We start from the raw sequence: 17,030 nt of genomic DNA on the forward strand, positions 1-17,030 counted from the left end.
GGTCATTGGAGTCGGCCGGCTATTCGAGGAGCACGGAAGACCTATCTCTGCAATCTGAAGAAGAAGCTAACAGAGGACGGCGACCCCCGGGTGGGCTGCATCGGTGTGTCCTGTGTCATCGGGAAATCAGGATGTTCCGACAAGAAAGGCTCGTATCTCGTTTACTTGTCGAGCGACGGGGAATTGGTGGGCACGTGTGGGGCAAAATCTTTGATCGAAAAACAATCTAAGCTGGACCGCTTACGAAAAATAACGCCGCCAGACAGTCTAGCCGGGCGGCGTTTTCGGTTGTAGCCAGCGATGAGTGAGCCACAAACAGGTCGTCAATCTTGCAGCCGTCCCCGTCCCTTGTCCGAAGACGCATTTCTAAAAGTCCCTCAGACGTGAATCAGGGGCTTAGACGCATTTCTGGGGACACGGGGCAGTCATCGGTGTCAGATCAAGAGCAGCCGCTCGTTGCGCCGCAGGTGTCGCACTTCTCGCAGGTGCCGTTGCGCACCATGGTGAAGTTCTGGCACTCGGAGCACATGTTGCCGGTATAGCCCTGGGCAATCGAGCGCATGCGGCGCTCGGCTTCGAGCTTCTTGGCGTCCGCCTTGGCGGAAGCCGCTTCGGCTGCGGCCTTGTCGGAGAAGAGGGCAGTCACGCTCTGTTCGGCTTCCCCGGCGACCTCTTCCGCGATCTCCTCGGCCAGTTCGGCCGCGCGCTCCTCGTAATCGCGCTTGAAGGCGACGATTTCGTTGGTGGAGATCGCAACCGTCGGCTCGATCTTGCGGGCGGCGCTGCCGGCGAAAGCCGTCACGTTGCCGGCCACGGCCGCCTTTGCCGGAGCGGCAGTGGCCGCACCCTTGGGCTCGGCGAGCTGACGTTCGCCCGACTGGCCGCCCTGGATGAGCGTCGGCTTGTGGCCGCGCGTCCAGCCGGTCGAGAACGGGTTTGTCTTGCCTTCCTGAATGCCCTTGCCGAGGGCGGTGTTGGAGAAGTCCGACTGGTCGACATGCGCGAGGTCATGGCGGCCGAGATAGGAGACGGCGAGTTCGCGGAACACGTAGTCGAGGATCGACGTCGCGTTCTTGATCGCGTCGTTGCCCTGGACCATGCCGGCAGGCTCGAACTTGGTGAAGGTGAAGGCCTCCACATATTCCTCGAGCGGCACGCCGTACTGGAGGCCCAGCGAAATGGCGATGGCGAAGTTGTTCATCATCGCACGGAAGGCGGCGCCTTCCTTGTGCATGTCGATGAAGATCTCGCCGAGGCGGCCGTCACCGAATTCGCCGGTGCGCAGATAGACCTTGTGCCCGCCGACGACGGCCTTCTGGGTGTAGCCCTGGCGGCGGTTCGGCAGCTTTTCACGGTCGCGCACGACGCGCTCGATGATCTTCTCCACGATCTTTTCGGTGACCGTGACGGCCTGGGCGGCAGCGGGAGCTGCGACCAGTGCTTCGACGGCATCGTCCTCGTCGTCCTCATCCTCGATCAGCGAGGCATTGAGCGGCTGCGAGAGCTTGGAACCGTCGCGGTAGAGGGCGTTGGCCTTCAGCGCAAGCTTCCAGGAGAGCATGTAGGCGTTCTTGCAATCCTCGACGGTCGCCTCGTTCGGCATGTTGATCGTCTTGGAAATGGCGCCCGAAATGAACGGCTGGGCGGCGGCCATCATGCGAATGTGGCTTTCGACCGAAAGGTAACGCTTGCCGATCTTGCCGCAGGGATTGGCGCAATCGAACACCGCCAGGTGCTCGGGCTTCAGGAAGGGCGCGCCTTCCAGCGTCATGGCACCGCAGACGTGGATGTTGGCGGCTTCGATTTCCTTCTTCGTGAAGCCGATATGCTCCAGAAGGTTGAAGGACATGTCGGCGAGCTGCTCGTCGGAAACCCTCAGCGTCTCCTTCAGGAAGTCGGCACCCAGCGTCCACTGGTTGAAGGCGAACTTGATGTCGAAGGCCGCCTTGAGACCGGCGCTGACCGCCTCGATCTTCTCGTCGGTGAAGCCCTTTGCCTTCAGCGAGCCGGGGTTGACCGCCGGCGCCTGGTTCAGGTTGCCGTGGCCGACGGCATAGGCCTCGATTTCGGCGATCTGGCTTTCCGAATAACCGAGCGTACGCAGGGCTTCGGGAACGGCGCGGTTGATGATCTTGAAGTAGCCGCCGCCGGCGAGCTTCTTGAACTTGACGAGCGCGAAGTCGGGCTCGATGCCGGTCGTGTCGCAGTCCATGACGAGGCCGATCGTGCCGGTCGGCGCAATCACGGTCGTCTGGGCGTTGCGGTAGCCGTGCCTTTCGCCGAGTTCCACGGCCTTGTCCCAGGCAGCCTTGGCATGGACGATCAGCGTCTGGTCCGGGCACTCGTCATGAACGAGGGCAACCGGATTGACCGACAGTTGCTCGTAGCCGGTGGTCTCGCCATAGGCGGCGCGGCGGTGGTTGCGCATGACGCGCAGCATGTTGTCGCGGTTCGGCTCGAAGTTCGGGAACGGACCGAGTTCGCTCGCCATCTCGGCGGAGGTCGCATAGGACACACCCGTCATGATCGCGGTCAGCGCACCGGCAATGGCGCGGCCTTCCGTCGAGTCATAGGGAATGCCCGAGGACATCAGCAGGCCGCCGATATTGGCGTAGCCGAGGCCGAGCGTGCGGTATTCATAGGAGCGTTCGGCGATCTGGCGCGAGGGGAACTGCGCCATCATCACCGAGACTTCCAGCACGATGGTCCAGAGGCGGACGGCGTGCTCATAGTCGGCGATGTTGATGTTCTTGGTCACCGCATCCTTGAACTGAAGCAGGTTCAGCGAGGCGAGGTTGCAGGCGGTATCGTCGAGGAACATGTACTCCGAGCACGGGTTCGAGGCGCGGATCGGGCCCGCGGCCGGCGAGGTGTGCCAGTCGTTCATCGTCGTGTTGAAGTGCAGGCCCGGATCGGCCGATGCCCAGGCGGCATAGGAGATCTGCTCCCAGAGGTCGCGGGCCTTCAGCGTCTTCATGACCTTGCCGTCCTTGCGGGCGGTCAGGTTCCAGTCGCCATCGTTCTCGACGGCGCGCAGGAAGTCGTCCTTCAAGGAGACGGAGTTGTTGGAGTTCTGGCCGGAAACGGTGAGGTACGCCTCCGAATCCCAGTCCGTGTCATAGGTGGTGAACTCGAGGTCCTTGTAGCCCTGGCGCGCGAACTGGATGACGCGCTTGATGTAGTTTTCCGGAACCTGGGACTTCTTGGCCGCGCGGATTTCGCGCTTCAGCGCCGGGTTTTCCGCCGGCTCATAGCACCGGTCGCCTTCGGCCGAGCAGTTGACGCAGGCCTTCATGATGGCCTTGAGGTGACCGGCGACGATCTTCGAGCCGGTGACGAGCGCCGCCACCTTCTGCTCTTCCTTGACCTTCCAGTTGATGTAGGCCTCGATGTCCGGGTGGTCGATATCGACCACGACCATCTTGGCCGCACGGCGCGTCGTACCGCCCGACTTGATGGCGCCCGCCGCGCGGTCGCCGATCTTCAGGAAGCTCATCAGGCCGGAGGAACGACCACCGCCGGACAGCTTTTCGCCTTCGCCGCGCAGATGCGAGAAGTTCGAGCCGGTACCGGAGCCGTATTTGAACAGGCGGGCCTCACGCACCCACAGGTCCATGATGCCGTTCTCGTTGACGAGATCGTCCTCGACGGACTGGATGAAGCAGGCATGCGGCTGGGGATGCTCGTAAGCCGACTTGGACTTGGTCAGCTTGCCGGTGAAGGGATCGACATAGAAATGGCCCTGGCCGGGGCCATCGATGCCGTAGGCCCAGTGCAGGCCGGTGTTGAACCACTGCGGCGAGTTCGGTGCGACGCGCTGGGTGGCGAGCATATAGGCGAGCTCGTCCTTGAAGGCGGCGGCATCTTCCTCGGTCGCGAAATACTTGCCCTTCCAGCCCCAGTAGGTCCAGGTGCCGGCGAGACGGTCGAAGACCTGGCGGGCATCGGTTTCCGAACCGAAGCGCTCACCCTCGGGGAGCGCCTTCAAGGCTTCGGTATCCGGCACGGAGCGCCACAGGAACGACGGAACGTCGTTTTCTTCGACCTTCTTCAGCCGCGCGGGCACGCCCGCCTTGCGGAAGTACTTCTGGGCCAGGATGTCGGCTGCGACCTGGCTGAACTGCTGGGGCACATCGATATCGGCCAGCCGGAAGACGATGGAACCGTCCGGGTTCTTGATCTCGCTTGTGGCCTTGCGGAACGCGATGTCCGCATAGGCCGACTGGCCAGCTTTGGTGAAACGACGTTCTATACGCATTGTCCGTTGTCCTCTGTGCCGCATCCTGTCGCAAAAACAGGGCAAAAATAGTCCCCGCCAGGCCGCAATGTCCCTGCAGCCAGCCCCGATCTTCCAGTCCGTATGGGAAACCCGATTGATCTCGGATATTCCTGTATCTTGTGCTTATTCTGGCTGCAAACGCTAAATATAGTATTAACAGTTTCTTTATGCCAGTGGTTCAGGAAACTTTGGCGCACCAGAAAACGGACGCGCTAAATACCCCTGCGGCGAGCGGACCTACCGCCCGGCCACATGCGCATAAACGCGATTTTCGTGATGAGAACCGACCTCGTGACTTACGGTTCAGGCGCCGCCGCAACCTTGGTTTTCATTAACCCCATCTGCCTGATTCTCGTCAAGGGCTGGTTTGTGAACGAAGTTTGAACCCCATATCTTGTGCCTCCGGGCTGTGGAAAATGGGGACAGTGCCGAACGCCTGAAAACTCAGGCGGTTCCGGTGCAAAGGGCAGGGCGGCGGCCAGGCCGTTGTGGAAAACAGGAAGAAATGAGGGGTAAAAACACGGGATTTTTCTCCGCCACGACTTTCGGGATGGCCATGCCGACCACGATGTGATCCGTGGATAAGGTGATTCTATCCAACCGTCCTCCAGCCATGCGCAGGCAAGAAAAAGCCGGCGGCATGTCAGGCACATGCGCCGGCTTGAGACGAGCAGGCCGCGCTCGGCGCGGCGCCAGGTAGGCGGTGACCTATCCGCGCGAGCCCTTTGCAATCGGTTCCTGGTAGGTGAAGCCCATATCCCAGGGGAAATAGATCCAGGTGTCCTGGCTGACCTCGGTCACGAAGGTATCGACCAGCGGGCGGCCCTTCGGCTTGGCGTAAACGGCGGCGAAATGCGCCTTCGGCAGCATGGCGCGTACCTGTGCGGCGGTCTTGCCGGTGTCGGTGAGGTCGTCGACGATGAGGATGCCTTCGCCGCCCTGCTGGGTCAGTTCCGGCGAGATGCCCTTCAGGACGTGCATTTCTCCCTGCGAGACATAGTCGTGGTAGGAGGCGACGCAGACGGTCTCGATGAGGCGTATATTGAGTTCGCGCGAAATGACGGCAGCCGGCACAAGGCCGCCGCGCGTGATGCAGACGATCGCCTTCCATTCGCGGTCGCCGTCGGCCAGGCGCCAGGCGAGGGCGCGCGCGTCGCGATGAAACTGATCCCAGGAAACGGGGAAGGCTTTGTCGGGCAGCGACATGACGGGCTCCTGAACGGCGGAAAAACAAGATTCCACCTCTCTACTGCAAACCTGACCCCAAGAAAATCGGCGGCCGACCCTCGTCTGCCGCCGATCCACAGGCAAGTCACCGCATTCGGCGCGTCAGCGCGACATCAATGTCGGGACGCGGGCACCGCGCATCAGCGCGCTGGTGACCCCGCCGAACAGGCGCTGGCGCAGGCGTGAATGGCTGTAGGCGCCCATGACGATGAGGCCGGCGTCGATTTCGGTCGCGCGATGATTGAGCGCGTCGGCGACCGACCGGCCCTCCGAGGCACCGGAGGACACCGTTGCCCTGACGCCATGGCGCGCCAGGGTGGCGGCAAGCTCCGCGCCGCAGAAATCCCGCGACTGCAGGGCGGTCTCCGGCGGATCGATCGCGAAAATCTCGACCTCCGTTGCCGCGGTCAGAAAAGGCAGGGCATCGAAGACGGCGCGGGTCGATTCGCGCGAGCCGTTCCAGGCGACAAGCACGCGCTCGATGGGCGCGGGCCCCGCCTGTGCATTCGACACGAGATAGAGCGGGCGGCCGCTTTCATAGAGCAGGTCCTCGATGTCCTCGCGGGCCGGCCCGTCGATATCCGGATCGAACTGGGCGGCGAGCACGATATCGGCGCTGCGTGCGCTGTCGATCACGCCGGCGGAGGCGTAGCCGGCCGAACCGGTGAACAGCCGCCATTCATAGGAAATGTCGTCGCGCTCGCAACGGGACCGGAACGCCTCCTCGACCGCGCGGGACTGTTGCTGCGCCCGGTCCTGCAATTGCAGCACGGCGTTCGGATCAGGATATTCCATCGGTGCGATCAGCGTCACCACCACGGGCGCTTCCGCGTGAATACCGATGATGTGGCCGCCCGTGCGGCGGGCAAGCGCCAAGGCGTGATCCGTCACCTTGCCGGCGTCTTCTGCGGTGCTCAGCACTGCGACAATCGTCTTGTAGGTCATGTCGGCCTCCTGTCTGGTTCGTTCGAAATCTGCGCCAGCACGGCAGCCGCAACCTTGATCAGGATCAAGATGCCGCCTTGCCGGCCGCGATTTCGGCGATCATCGCCATTATATCACGTTCTGCGGCCTGCGCTGGCGCTTCCTCGCGGCTGCGAATGACGATTTCCGTCGAGAACCGGTTTTCGGAAAAACGCGGGTAGGAGCCGATGCTGGTCTCGGGATGGTTTTTCTGGATGGCCGCCAGCGCACTGCCGATATCGCCCTCGCCGAAGGGGGAGGCGACGGAGCGCGACAGCATGGGCACGCCGCCTTCAAGCTTGGGAATGACGGTTCCCAGCATGGCGGTGAAGACCTGGGGAACGCCGGCCATGACGTAGACATTGCCGATATGGAAGCCGGGTGCCGTCGAGACGGCGTTTTCGATGTGGGCTGCGCCTTGCGGCATGCGCGCCATGCGCTGGCGCGCCTCGTTGAACTCGACGCCGCGCCGTTCGTACATGGCGCCGAGAAGTTGCATGGCAAGCGGATCATGCAGGCAGGGCACGCCGAAGGCCTTGGATATGGCATCGGCGGTGATGTCGTCATGCGTCGGGCCGATGCCGCCGGAGGTGAAGACATAGGTGTAGCGCGCGCGCAGCGCATTGAGCGCCTCGACGATCGCATCCTCCTCGTCGCCGACGATGCGCACCTCCTTGAGGTCGATGCCTGCGAGGAACAGCACATCGGCGAGCTGGCCGATATTCTTGTCCTTGGTGCGGCCCGACAGCAGTTCGTCCCCGATGGCAAGCATGGCAGCCGTAGCGACAGACGTGGAACTCATGGTCATTTCCTGAAATTTCGAATGGAAATCCGACCGCATGGCCGGGTATTGTCAACGCGGGGTGAACAGTCTGTCGACCCGACGGGTTGTGACGCTGTCACACCGAAGTGCTACATCCAAGACGATGCCGCGATCAAGCGGAAAGCCTTTTTCGAACAGGAGACGACAATGGCGAAGGTACTGGTTCTCTATTATTCGGCCTACGGACATATCGAAGCGATGGCCTACGCCGTGGCGGAAGGCGCAAAGTCGGCCGGCGCCGACGTGACCGTCAAGCGCGTTCCGGAACTGGTTTCCGAAGACGTCGCCAAGGCGTCCTACTACAAGCTGGACCAGAAGGCCGAGATCGCCAAGGTCGACGAATTGGCCGAATACGATGCCATCATCGTCGGCGCCGGCACGCGCTTCGGCACGGTCGCTTCGCAGATGCGCAATTTCTGGGACCAGACGGGCGGCCTGTGGGCCGCCGGCAAGCTGGTCGGCAAGGTCGGATCCGTCTTTACCTCGTCCGCCACGCAACATGGCGGCCAGGAATCGACGATCCTCGGCTTCATCCCGACCCTCCTTCACCACGGCCTCGTCGTTGCCGGCCTTCCCTATGCCTTCCAGGGCCAGATGGGCGTCGATGAAGTCAAGGGCGGCTCGCCCTACGGCGCCTCCACCATCACCGACGGCGACGGTTCGCGCCAGCCTTCGCAGGTGGAACTGGATGCCGCCCACTTCCAGGGCGCCCATGTCGCGAAGCTCGCGGCCAAGCTTTCGGCCTGATGTTCTCCTGAAACATCGCTGAACAAGAGGGTGCGGCCAGCGTCAGGGGCCGCGCCCTTTTTGTTGTTTGTCGCACTTTTGTAGGGTTGGTGCGGGCGGCGGGGATCGAACCCGCACAGCCAAGGCCGAGGGATTTTAAGTCCCTTGCGTCTACCAGTTTCGCCACGCCCGCGTTGAGCTTCAAATAACACGCCGCTGTGACTTTGGAAGTCTCGCAAGCGCTATTGCGATGGAAATTCCGTTTGCTGCACATCATTTACCAGACGCTGACTTGTTTCCCCGTCGGCAACCACGGGGCACCAAGACATTTCGCCGCGTTCTCCAAAAGGTGATTGGCACGGCGGTGGTGCGGCGGCTATCAGGAGGCATGTTTGGAGGCTCACGGTGCTGCGCGGCTTGGCCGTCTTGCCCCGGCCTTGCGGAGTAGCCCGTGTCGATTGCCGATATTTCCCTTTTGAGCGCACTGCTTGCCGGAGCGCTGTCGTTCCTCTCGCCCTGCGTGCTGCCGCTGGTGCCGCCCTATCTCTGCTACATGGCCGGCATTTCCGTCGAGCAGTTCAAGGGCGCAGATGCGGTCGCCGTCCGGCGCGACACGCGCGGCGCGGTGCTGCTGGCCGCCTTCTTCTTCACGCTCGGCTTCGCCACCGTGTTCGTGGCGCTCGGGGCCGGCGCCTCGACGATCGGCATGGTGCTGCGTCGGCATCTCGACATCCTCGCCCAGATCGGCGGCGTCATCATCATCCTGATGGGCCTGCATTTCCTCGGCGTGCTGCGCATCGGGCTCTTTGCCCGCGAGGCGCGTTTCCAGGGCGGCGGCAAGCCTGCGACGGCATCGGGCGCCTATCTCATGGGTCTTGCCTTCGCCTTCGGCTGGACGCCCTGCATCGGGCCGGTGCTGGGCGCCATTCTCGGCGTGGCGGCTGCACGCGAGACGGTCGGTGACGGTGCGGCGCTGCTTGCCGTCTATTCGCTGGGGCTTGCCGTTCCGTTCTGGATCGCGGCCGGCTTCTCCGGCGCCTTCATGCGCTTTCTGGTCAGGTTCCGCCGTCACCTCGGCACGGTAGAGAAGGTCATGGGCATCCTGCTCATTCTCACCGGGCTGGCCTTCATCTTCGGCTATATCAGCGCCGTCGCCATCTGGTTCCAGCAAACGTTTCCCATTCTCTCGCAAATCGGCTAGTGCGGGGCATCAGCCTCTGCATGCGGGATTGGGCGACAAACCATGGCGGACATCATCGGACTGGTTCTGCCGTTCTTCGGCATGATTTTCCTGGGCTATGTCGTCGCAAGGATCACGCGCCAGCCGATCGAGGCTCTGGGCTGGCTCAACACGTTCATCATCTACATCGCGCTGCCGGCGCTGTTCTTCAAGCTCGTGGCGAAGACGCCCATCGAGCAGCTGACGCGTATCGATTTCATCCTGGCCAATGTCAGCGCCACCTATCTGGTTTTCACGCTCATCTTCGCCGCCGGCCTGCTTTTGCGCCGCGCGACGACGCGCGAGGCGACGATCCAGGGACTTGCCGCCGCCTATGGCAATATCGGCTATATGGGGCCGGGGCTTGCGTTGCTCGCCTTCGGGGAGCCGGCGGCCGTTCCCGTGGCGCTCATCTTCTGCTTCGAGAACATGCTGCATTTCTCGATTGCGCCGGCCCTGATGGCGCTGGGCGGTGGTGAGAAGCAGCCGTTGCACCGGCTTGCCGCAGGCGTCGCACGCCGGATCGTCACGCATCCCTTCATCATCGCCACGGCCGCCGGCTTCCTTGCCGCGTTCACCGGGTTCGAAGCGCCGGCACCGTTGCAGCGGCTGATCGATTATCTCGCACAGGCGGCCGCGCCCTGCGCGCTCTTCGCCATGGGGGTGACGTTGGCGCTGCGGCCGTTGAAGCGGGTGCCGGTCGAGATCGGCTATATCGTGCCGGCGAAGCTCGTCCTGCTGCCGGTGACGATGTATCTCATGCTGGGGCTTGCCGGCAGTTTCGATCCGGTCTGGGTCTATACCGCGGTGTTGCTTGCAGCGCTTCCCACCGCGACGAATGTCTTCGTCATCGGCCAGCAATATGGCGTTTGGCAGGAGCGGGCGTCCGCGACCATCCTCGTGACGACGGTGCTGTCCGTCGCCACTGTGACGGCGCTTCTCTACCTCGTGAAGTCAGGCCTGCTTCCGGCCGACCCGTTCCCGTAAGCTGTCGCGAAACGCCTTGAGCGAGCCCAGCGGCTCGATACCCTCGCGCATGACGACGCTGCGAAGCGGGCCGATGGTGGAGAGCAGGTGAAGGCCGGCCGAGCGCAGGAACTGCACGGGCAGGAAATCCGACAGCAGCGAGCGGTTGAGGAGATCGACGCTGAGCGTGCGCGAACGGACATCCGCCTGGCGCTTGCGGTCGAAGCGCGCGCCGATCGCGGCATCGTCCGCGGTCGCTGACGTCTTCAGCAGGTCCTTGAGGGCCATGATGTCGCGCAGGCTGAGATTGAGGCCCTGCGCGCCGATCGGGGGGAAGGCATGGGCGGCCTCGCCGATCAGCACCACGCGATCCTTGCCGAAGCGGTCGGCGGTCATGCCGGACAGCGGAAAGCTCTGGGCGCCGGCTTCGACCGACACCTTGCCGAGCATGGACTGCATGCGCTGCTCGACGGCGACGCTCAGTTCGGCGACGGGGAGCGCGGCGAGTCTTGCCGCTTCCTTCGGCGGCAGCACCCAGACAAGGCTGGAGCGATCGCCGGGCAGGGGAACCTGGGTGAAAGGGCCGCTCTCCGTGTGGAACTCCGTCGAGACATGGCCGTGCGGACGGTCGTGGGCGAAATTGAGCACGAGCGCCGATTGCGGGTAGGACCAGGCGCGCACGCCGATGCCGGCGCTCTGGCGGATCAGCGATTGCCGACCGTCCGCGCCGACGACCAGTCCGGCCATGACGCGCTCGCCGTCATCCAGCACCAGTTCGACGCCGGTTTCGAACGTGTTGACGGCCGTGACGCCGTTTTCGATGCGCACGATGCCGGCGTTTTCGGAAATCCTGCGATCCAGCGCCGCGAGGAACGGCGCGTTCGGGATGTTGTAGCCGAAGGCGGGCAGGCCGACTTCGCCGGCACGGAAGGCAACGGGCGGGGCGCGCAGCAGGCGCGTCGTCCCGTCGAGGATCTGCATGGTTTCCAGCGCCGCGGCATGCGGGGCGATATCCTCCCAGAGGCCGAGCGTCCTCAGGAAAGCGATGGACTGGTCCATGAGGGCCGTCGTGCGGCCGTCCGGCTTGCGGGCGGGCGGGGCGATGAGCGCGACGCTGGACCCCGAGTCGGCGAGCGCCAAAGCGGCGAGATTGCCGGCAAGGCCGGCCCCGACGATGGCGATATCGAATTGTCTCATGACCGGCCTCCGCAGCGCGACGCGATTACCCACAGATTTTGCTGGGCTTCTATCCCTCAAGACTAGGCCGGCAAAGAGGCAATTTCCATGGGATGAATCCGCGCAGGCGGCAAACGGCTCGCAAATGCGGGGATTTTCACTGGCGATGGCGGGCAATCAATGCATATTACCTGACGTGACCGCACAGGAGGGCGCGTTCGGCACGGACGAACGCGTGACAAAGCCCCAGGATGGACTGCGACCGGCAATGAAATTTTTCAACTACAAGCGCGTGCCCTACGCGGAAATCCGCGCCTTTTCTGTTCACATCCTGACGGCATCCGGTTCCTTCCTGGCTTTTCTCGGCGTCGTTGCCGCAGCGGAACACCGTTTCGTCGACATGTTCTGGTGGCTGGGGCTCGCGCTGCTCGTCGACGGTATCGACGGGCCGATCGCCCGCAAGGTGCGCGTCAAGGAAGTGCTGCCGAACTGGTCCGGCGACACGCTCGACAATGTCATCGACTACGTGACCTATGTGCTGCTGCCGGCCTTCGCGCTCTACCAGAGCGGCATGATCGGCGAGCCGTGGTCCTTCGTGGCGGCCGGCGCCATCGTGGTGTCCAGCGCCATCTATTACGCCGATATGGGCATGAAGACCGACGAATATTTCTTCTCGGGCTTCCCCGTGGTCTGGAACATGGTGGTGTTCACGCTTTTCGTCATACAGGCGAGCGAACTGACCGCGTCGATCATCGTTTTCGTGTCGGTCTTCCTCACCTTCATGCCGATCAACTTCCTGCACCCGGTGCGCGTGGAGCGGCTGCGCAACGTCAATCTCGCCGTCTTCTTCCTTTGGGCGCTGCTGAGTGGGTATGCGCTGCTTCTTCACTTCGCGTCGCCCACCTGGGTGGTCTGGGGCGTGGTCGCGACGGGTCTCTATCTCTATGTCATCGGCGCCGTGATGCAGGTGTTCCCCAGCCTCGGCCGCCGCTAGAATATAAGGAAGCATGCCATGACCAAGGCGATCGTCATTCGCAGCCTCGGCGGACCCGAGGTGCTGAAGCTCGAGGACGTTGTGCTTGAGGCGCCCGGCCCGGGCGAGGTGCAGATCCGGCAGGCGGCCGTGGGCCTCAATTTCATCGACGTCTATTTCCGCACCGGCCTCTACAAGACGGAGCTGCCGTTCATTCCCGGCAAAGAAGGCGCAGGCATCGTCACGGCGCTGGGCGAGGGCGTGACCGAGTTCGCCGTCGGCGACCGCGTCGCCTATGCCTCGGCCGATGGCGCCTATACAGCGGCACGCAATGTCGCGACGCGGCATCTGGTGCGCGTGCCGGACGGCATTTCGCTCGAAACGGCGGCCGCCATGATGCTGAAGGGCATGACGGCGCAGTATCTGCTGCTGCAGACCTACCAGGTGAAGCCCGGCAGCGTGATCCTCTTCCACGCCGCAGCAGGCGGCGTCGGCCTCATCGCCGGACAATGGGCCAAGGCGCTGGGCGCCACCGTGATCGGCACGGCGGGATCGCAGGCCAAGATCGATCTCGCGCTTGCCCATGGCTACGACCATGTCATCGATTACGGCAAGGAAGATTTCGCAGCGCGCGTTCGGGAACTGACGGATGGCAAGGGTGTCGACGTGGTCTACGATTCCGTCGGCAAGGACACCTTTCCGAAGTCGCTGGATTGCCTCAAGCCGCGCGGCCTGTTCGTGAGTTTCGGTAATTCCTCCGGTCCGGTCGAAGCTTTCAACATGGGACTGCTCGCCCAGAAGGGTTCGCTCTTCGCGACGCGTCCGACATTGTTTGCCTATATCGCCACGCGCGAGGCACTCGATGCATGTGCAAACTCGCTGTTTGATATTGTGCAAAGCAACAAAGTGCGTATCAATATTAATCAGACTTATCCGCTGGCGGACGCGGGGCGCGCGCACACGGATCTGGAAACAAGAAAAACGAGTGGAACGACACTGCTCATTCCCTGACCGCCCCGACGGGGCAAAAAGGCTGGGATCGCAGGAAAGAGGGGCAAAGTGCCAGCCGTTGGAGCATCCGCGGGCGGACCTTTATTGGCCGTTCGCAGCCTGACAAAACTGTTCGGTTCGTTTGCCGCCTGCAACGGCATCGACCTCGAAATCCAGCCCGGGGAAATCCATGCCCTGCTGGGCGAGAACGGCGCGGGAAAATCAACGCTCGTGAAGATGCTTTTCGGCGTTCTGGCGCCGACCAGCGGCGAGATCGTCTGGAAGGGCGAGGCCGTGCGCATCCCGAGCCCCGGCGCCGCCCGCCGTCTCGGCATCGGCATGGTGTTCCAGCATTTTTCGCTGTTCGAGGCGCTGACGGTCGCCGAAAACATCGCGCTTTCGCTGAGCCCCGGCATATCGCTGTCGAAGGTCGCCGATGAAGCGTCGCGCCTCTCGCATCTCTACGGCCTGCCGCTCGATCCGAAGGCGCATGTCGCGGATCTCTCGGTCGGCGAGCGCCAGCGCATCGAGATCGTGCGTGCCCTGTTGCAGAACCCAGAACTGATCATCCTTGATGAACCGACCTCCGTCCTGACGCCGCAGGAGGCCGACAGGCTGTTCGAGACGCTGGACAAGCTGAAGACCGAAGGACGCTCCGTTCTCTACATCAGCCATCGGCTCGAAGAAGTGCAGCGCATCTGCGACCGCGCGACCGTGCTGCGCCACGGCAAGGTGACGGGCGCCTGCGATCCCCGCAAGGAAACGCCCGCCTCGCTCGCCCGCATGATGGTGGGCAGCGATGTCGCGTCCGTGAGCACCGCCGGCACCAACACCAAGGGCGACGTGCTGCTGGAGGCGCGTCATCTGAGCGTGCCGGCGCGCACGCCCTTCGCCGTCGCCCTCAAGAACGTCTGTCTCAAGGTCCGGGGCGGCGAGGTGCTGGCGATCGCCGGCGTCGCCGGCAACGGACAGGGCGAGCTTTTCGACGCGCTTTCGGGCGAATATCCCGCGGCGGACGCCTCCGCCGTGTTCATCCGCAACAAGCCGGCCGGCAATCTCGGCATCACGGCGCGCCGCCTGATGGGCGCGGGCTTCGTGCCGGAAGAACGCCATGGCCACGCCGCCGTGCCCTCGCTGCCGCTGTCGGACAACCTCGTCCTGGCGCGCAACCAGTCCGACCGGCGGACCTTTCTCGGCGGCGGCGTGCTCGGCATCATCAAGCACGCGGTCGTGCGTTTGGCATCGCGCCGCATTTCCGAGACGATGGACGTGCGCAAGAGCGGTGACGATCCGGCGGCTGGCTCGCTGTCGGGCGGCAATCTCCAGAAATACATTGTGGGGCGCGAACTCGACCGCCAGCCCTCCGTGCTGATCGTCAACCAGCCGACCTGGGGCGTCGATGCGGGAGCGGCAAGCCGCATCCGACAGGCGCTCGTCGATCTCGCCAAATCCGGCTCGGCCGTTCTCGTCATCAGCCAGGACCTGGACGAGATCTTCGAGGTGGCGACCGAAATCGCCGTCATCAGCGAGGGACGCCTGTCGGATGCCTATCCCGCGCACGCGCTGACGCGCGAAAAGATCGGCCTCCTGATGGGTGGAATGTACGGCAAGACGGAAGGCGAAGAGGTGGCCCATGCGCATTGAACTGGAACGACGCGCCAACCCGTCCCTCCTGTTTTCCGTCCTGTCCCCGTTTCTGGCGCTGACGCTGACGGTGTTTGCGGGCGGCATCATGTTCGCGCTGCTGGGCAAGGACCCGGTTTCAGCGCTCTACAGCTTCTTCATCGAGCCGCTGCTCGACATCTGGTCGCTGCATGAGATCGCCATCAAGGCCGCACCGCTGATCCTGATCGGCGCGGGGCTGTCTGTGTGCTATCGCTCCAACAACTGGAACATCGGCGCCGAGGGGCAGTTCATCGCCGGCGCGATTGCGGGGGCCATCGTGCCGGTCGTCTTCCACGACTGGCATTCGTCGCTGGTGTTGCCGCTGATGCTGATTTTCGGCATGATCGGCGGTGCGCTCTATGCCGCCATACCCGCCTTCCTCAAGGCGCAGATGAACACCAATGAAATCCTGACGAGCCTGATGCTGGTCTATATCGCACAGCTCTTCCTCGACTGGCTGGTGCGCGGCCCCTGGCGCAGCCCGGATGCCTACAATTTTCCTGTTACACGCGATTTCGCGCCGGAAGCGATCCTGCCCGAGCTCATATCCTCCGGGCGCGCCAATCTCGGCTTCGTCTTCGCCATCGTCGCCGCGGTCGGCCTGTGGATCATGATGCGCTATACGCTGAAAGGCTTCGAGATCACCGTGCTCGGCCAGTCCGAACGGGCAGGGCGCTTCGCGGGTTTTTCCTCCAAGCGCATGATCTGGTTCTCCATGCTGCTTTCCGGCGCGTTCGCCGGACTTGCCGGCATTTCCGAAGTCAGCGGCGTCATCGGCAAGTTGCAGCCCATCATTTCGCCCGGCTACGGCTTCACCGCCATCATCGTCGCGTTCCTCGGCCGCCTCAACCCGCTCGGCATCATCGCCGCCGGCCTGTTCCTGGCGCTCACCTATGTCGGCGGCGAGGCCGTGCAGCTGACGCTCGGCGTCTCCGACAAGGTGACACGCGTCTTCCAGGGCCTGCTGCTGTTTTTCGTGCTCTCCTGCGACACGCTGATCCAGTACCGGATCCGGCTGGTGTTTTCCCGGTTCGGCCAGACGAGCGAGGGGGGAGCGCACTGATGGGTATCATCGAAGCCATCCTCCTGACGGTCGTCACCGCCGCCACGCCGCTGGTGCTCGCCTCGCTCGGCGAGCTGGTCTCCGAGCGGGCGGGCGTGCTCAATCTCGGCGTGGAGGGCATGATGGTGATGGGGGCGGTGCTCGCCTTCGCCGCCACGCAGGCCACCGGTTCGCCCTATATCGGCATTCTCGCGGGCATTGCCTGCGGCGCGCTGTTTTCACTGCTCTTCGGCTTCCTGACGCTGACGCTCGTCGCCAACCAGGTGGCGACCGGCCTTGCGCTGACCATCCTCGGCCTTGGCGTATCCGGGCAGATCGGCGAGCCCTATGTCGGCATGTCCGGCGTCAAGCTTCAGCCCATCGTCATTCCGCTCCTCTCCGATATTCCGTTCATCGGGCCCATTCTGTTCAAGCAGGACCTGATCTTCTACCTGTCGATTGCGCTGGTGTTCGGCGTGAACTGGTTCCTGTTCCGCAGCCGGGCGGGGCTGAAGATCCGCGCGATCGGCGACAACCATGCCTCGGCGCATGCGCTCGGCATCCATGTCATCCGCACGCGCTACCTCGCCGTGATGTTCGGCGGCGCCTGCGCGGGTCTCGCCGGCGCGCAGCTGTCGCTCGTCTATACGCCGCAATGGGTGGAGAACATGTCGGCCGGGCGCGGCTGGATCGCGCTGGCGCTCGTCGTCTTCGCCTCGTGGCGGCCGTGGCGGCTGCTGGCGGGCGGCTATCTCTTCGGCGCCGTCTCGATCAGCCAGCTGCACGCCCAGGCGCTCGGTCTCGGCATTCCCTCGCAATTCCTGTCGGCTCTTCCCTATGCCGCCACTGTTATCGTACTAATCCTGATATCGCATAATCGGCGCATGACGCTGATCAACACGCCCGCCTGCCTCGGCAAGCCATTCGTGCCTGATCGGTGACGAAGAACAAGAAGACGGGACACAACCAATCCAACCCACC

The 17,030-nt window shown here is 63.6% G+C and carries 13 protein-coding genes and 1 tRNA gene; 8 read left to right on the forward strand and 6 right to left on the reverse strand.

Annotation, left to right across the window (positions count from 1 at the left end; genetic code table 11):
• Positions 1-439: 439 nt before the first annotated feature.
• The 4 genes from B5M41_RS12890 to B5M41_RS12905 form a co-directional block, all read right to left on the reverse strand.
• Positions 440-4,258: a vitamin B12-dependent ribonucleotide reductase gene (locus B5M41_RS12890; protein WP_134649224.1), complete on the reverse strand. Its 3,819-nt coding sequence runs from the start codon at positions 4,256-4,258 to the stop codon at positions 440-442.
• 729 nt (positions 4,259-4,987) lie between these two features.
• Positions 4,988-5,485, reverse strand: a complete 498-nt coding sequence (gpt, locus tag B5M41_RS12895; RefSeq protein WP_134649223.1) for a xanthine phosphoribosyltransferase — start codon at positions 5,483-5,485, stop codon at positions 4,988-4,990.
• Between the two features lie 123 nt (positions 5,486-5,608).
• The gene (locus B5M41_RS12900) at positions 5,609-6,451 is read right to left on the reverse strand and encodes a universal stress protein (protein WP_134649222.1); all 843 of its coding nucleotides are present in this window, start codon (positions 6,449-6,451) and stop codon (positions 5,609-5,611) included.
• Between the two features lie 64 nt (positions 6,452-6,515).
• Positions 6,516-7,271, reverse strand: a complete 756-nt coding sequence (locus B5M41_RS12905; RefSeq protein WP_134649221.1) for a competence/damage-inducible protein A — start codon at positions 7,269-7,271, stop codon at positions 6,516-6,518.
• Positions 7,272-7,439: 168 nt separating this feature from the next.
• On the opposite strand from B5M41_RS12905, the gene wrbA reads away from it, so the two are divergent.
• Positions 7,440-8,039: an NAD(P)H:quinone oxidoreductase gene (gene wrbA / locus B5M41_RS12910; RefSeq protein ID WP_134649220.1), complete on the forward strand. Its 600-nt coding sequence runs from the start codon at positions 7,440-7,442 to the stop codon at positions 8,037-8,039.
• A gap of 87 nt (positions 8,040-8,126) precedes the next feature.
• On the opposite strand, the gene B5M41_RS12915 is transcribed toward wrbA, so the two are convergent.
• Positions 8,127-8,211, reverse strand: a tRNA-Leu gene (locus B5M41_RS12915).
• Between the two features lie 258 nt (positions 8,212-8,469).
• On the opposite strand from B5M41_RS12915, the gene B5M41_RS12920 reads away from it, so the two are divergent.
• Both B5M41_RS12920 and B5M41_RS12925 read left to right on the forward strand, forming a co-directional pair.
• Positions 8,470-9,219, forward strand: a complete 750-nt coding sequence (locus tag B5M41_RS12920) for a cytochrome c biogenesis CcdA family protein (RefSeq protein WP_134649219.1) — start codon at positions 8,470-8,472, stop codon at positions 9,217-9,219.
• A gap of 42 nt (positions 9,220-9,261) precedes the next feature.
• The gene (locus B5M41_RS12925) at positions 9,262-10,224 is read left to right on the forward strand and encodes an AEC family transporter (RefSeq protein WP_134649218.1); all 963 of its coding nucleotides are present in this window, start codon (positions 9,262-9,264) and stop codon (positions 10,222-10,224) included.
• Here B5M41_RS12925 and B5M41_RS12930 read toward each other — a convergent pair.
• The gene (locus B5M41_RS12930; protein ID WP_134649217.1) at positions 10,192-11,400 is read right to left on the reverse strand and encodes a UbiH/UbiF family hydroxylase; all 1,209 of its coding nucleotides are present in this window, start codon (positions 11,398-11,400) and stop codon (positions 10,192-10,194) included. The genes B5M41_RS12925 and B5M41_RS12930 overlap by 33 nt on opposite strands.
• Positions 11,401-11,647: 247 nt before the next feature.
• Between B5M41_RS12930 and pcsA the strand changes: the two genes are divergently transcribed.
• The 5 genes from pcsA to B5M41_RS12955 are packed head-to-tail and all read left to right on the forward strand — an operon-like array spanning position 11,648 to position 16,990.
• Positions 11,648-12,373, forward strand: a complete 726-nt coding sequence (gene pcsA / locus B5M41_RS12935; RefSeq protein ID WP_134649216.1) for a phosphatidylcholine synthase — start codon at positions 11,648-11,650, stop codon at positions 12,371-12,373.
• An 18-nt stretch (positions 12,374-12,391) separates the two neighbouring features.
• Positions 12,392-13,363 carry a quinone oxidoreductase family protein gene (locus B5M41_RS12940; protein WP_134649215.1) on the forward strand — a complete coding sequence of 324 codons (972 nt, stop codon included), beginning with the start codon at positions 12,392-12,394 and terminating at the stop codon, positions 13,361-13,363.
• A 48-nt stretch (positions 13,364-13,411) separates the two neighbouring features.
• Positions 13,412-14,986, forward strand: coding sequence for an ABC transporter ATP-binding protein (locus B5M41_RS12945; RefSeq protein ID WP_134711023.1), 1,575 nt, complete (start codon positions 13,412-13,414; stop codon positions 14,984-14,986).
• Complete coding sequence (locus B5M41_RS12950) at positions 14,976-16,070, forward strand: ABC transporter permease (protein ID WP_134649213.1); 1,095 nt, start codon at positions 14,976-14,978, stop codon at positions 16,068-16,070. Before B5M41_RS12945 ends, B5M41_RS12950 begins: the two co-directional genes overlap by 11 nt.
• Entirely contained in the window at positions 16,070-16,990 is a 921-nt protein-coding gene (locus B5M41_RS12955; RefSeq protein ID WP_134649212.1) for an ABC transporter permease, read from the forward strand. Before B5M41_RS12950 ends, B5M41_RS12955 begins: the two co-directional genes overlap by 1 nt.
• The last annotated feature ends 40 nt before the right edge of the window (positions 16,991-17,030 follow it).

Source organism: Shinella sumterensis, from assembly GCF_004514425.2.
Lineage (GTDB): Bacteria > Pseudomonadota > Alphaproteobacteria > Rhizobiales > Rhizobiaceae > Shinella > Shinella sumterensis.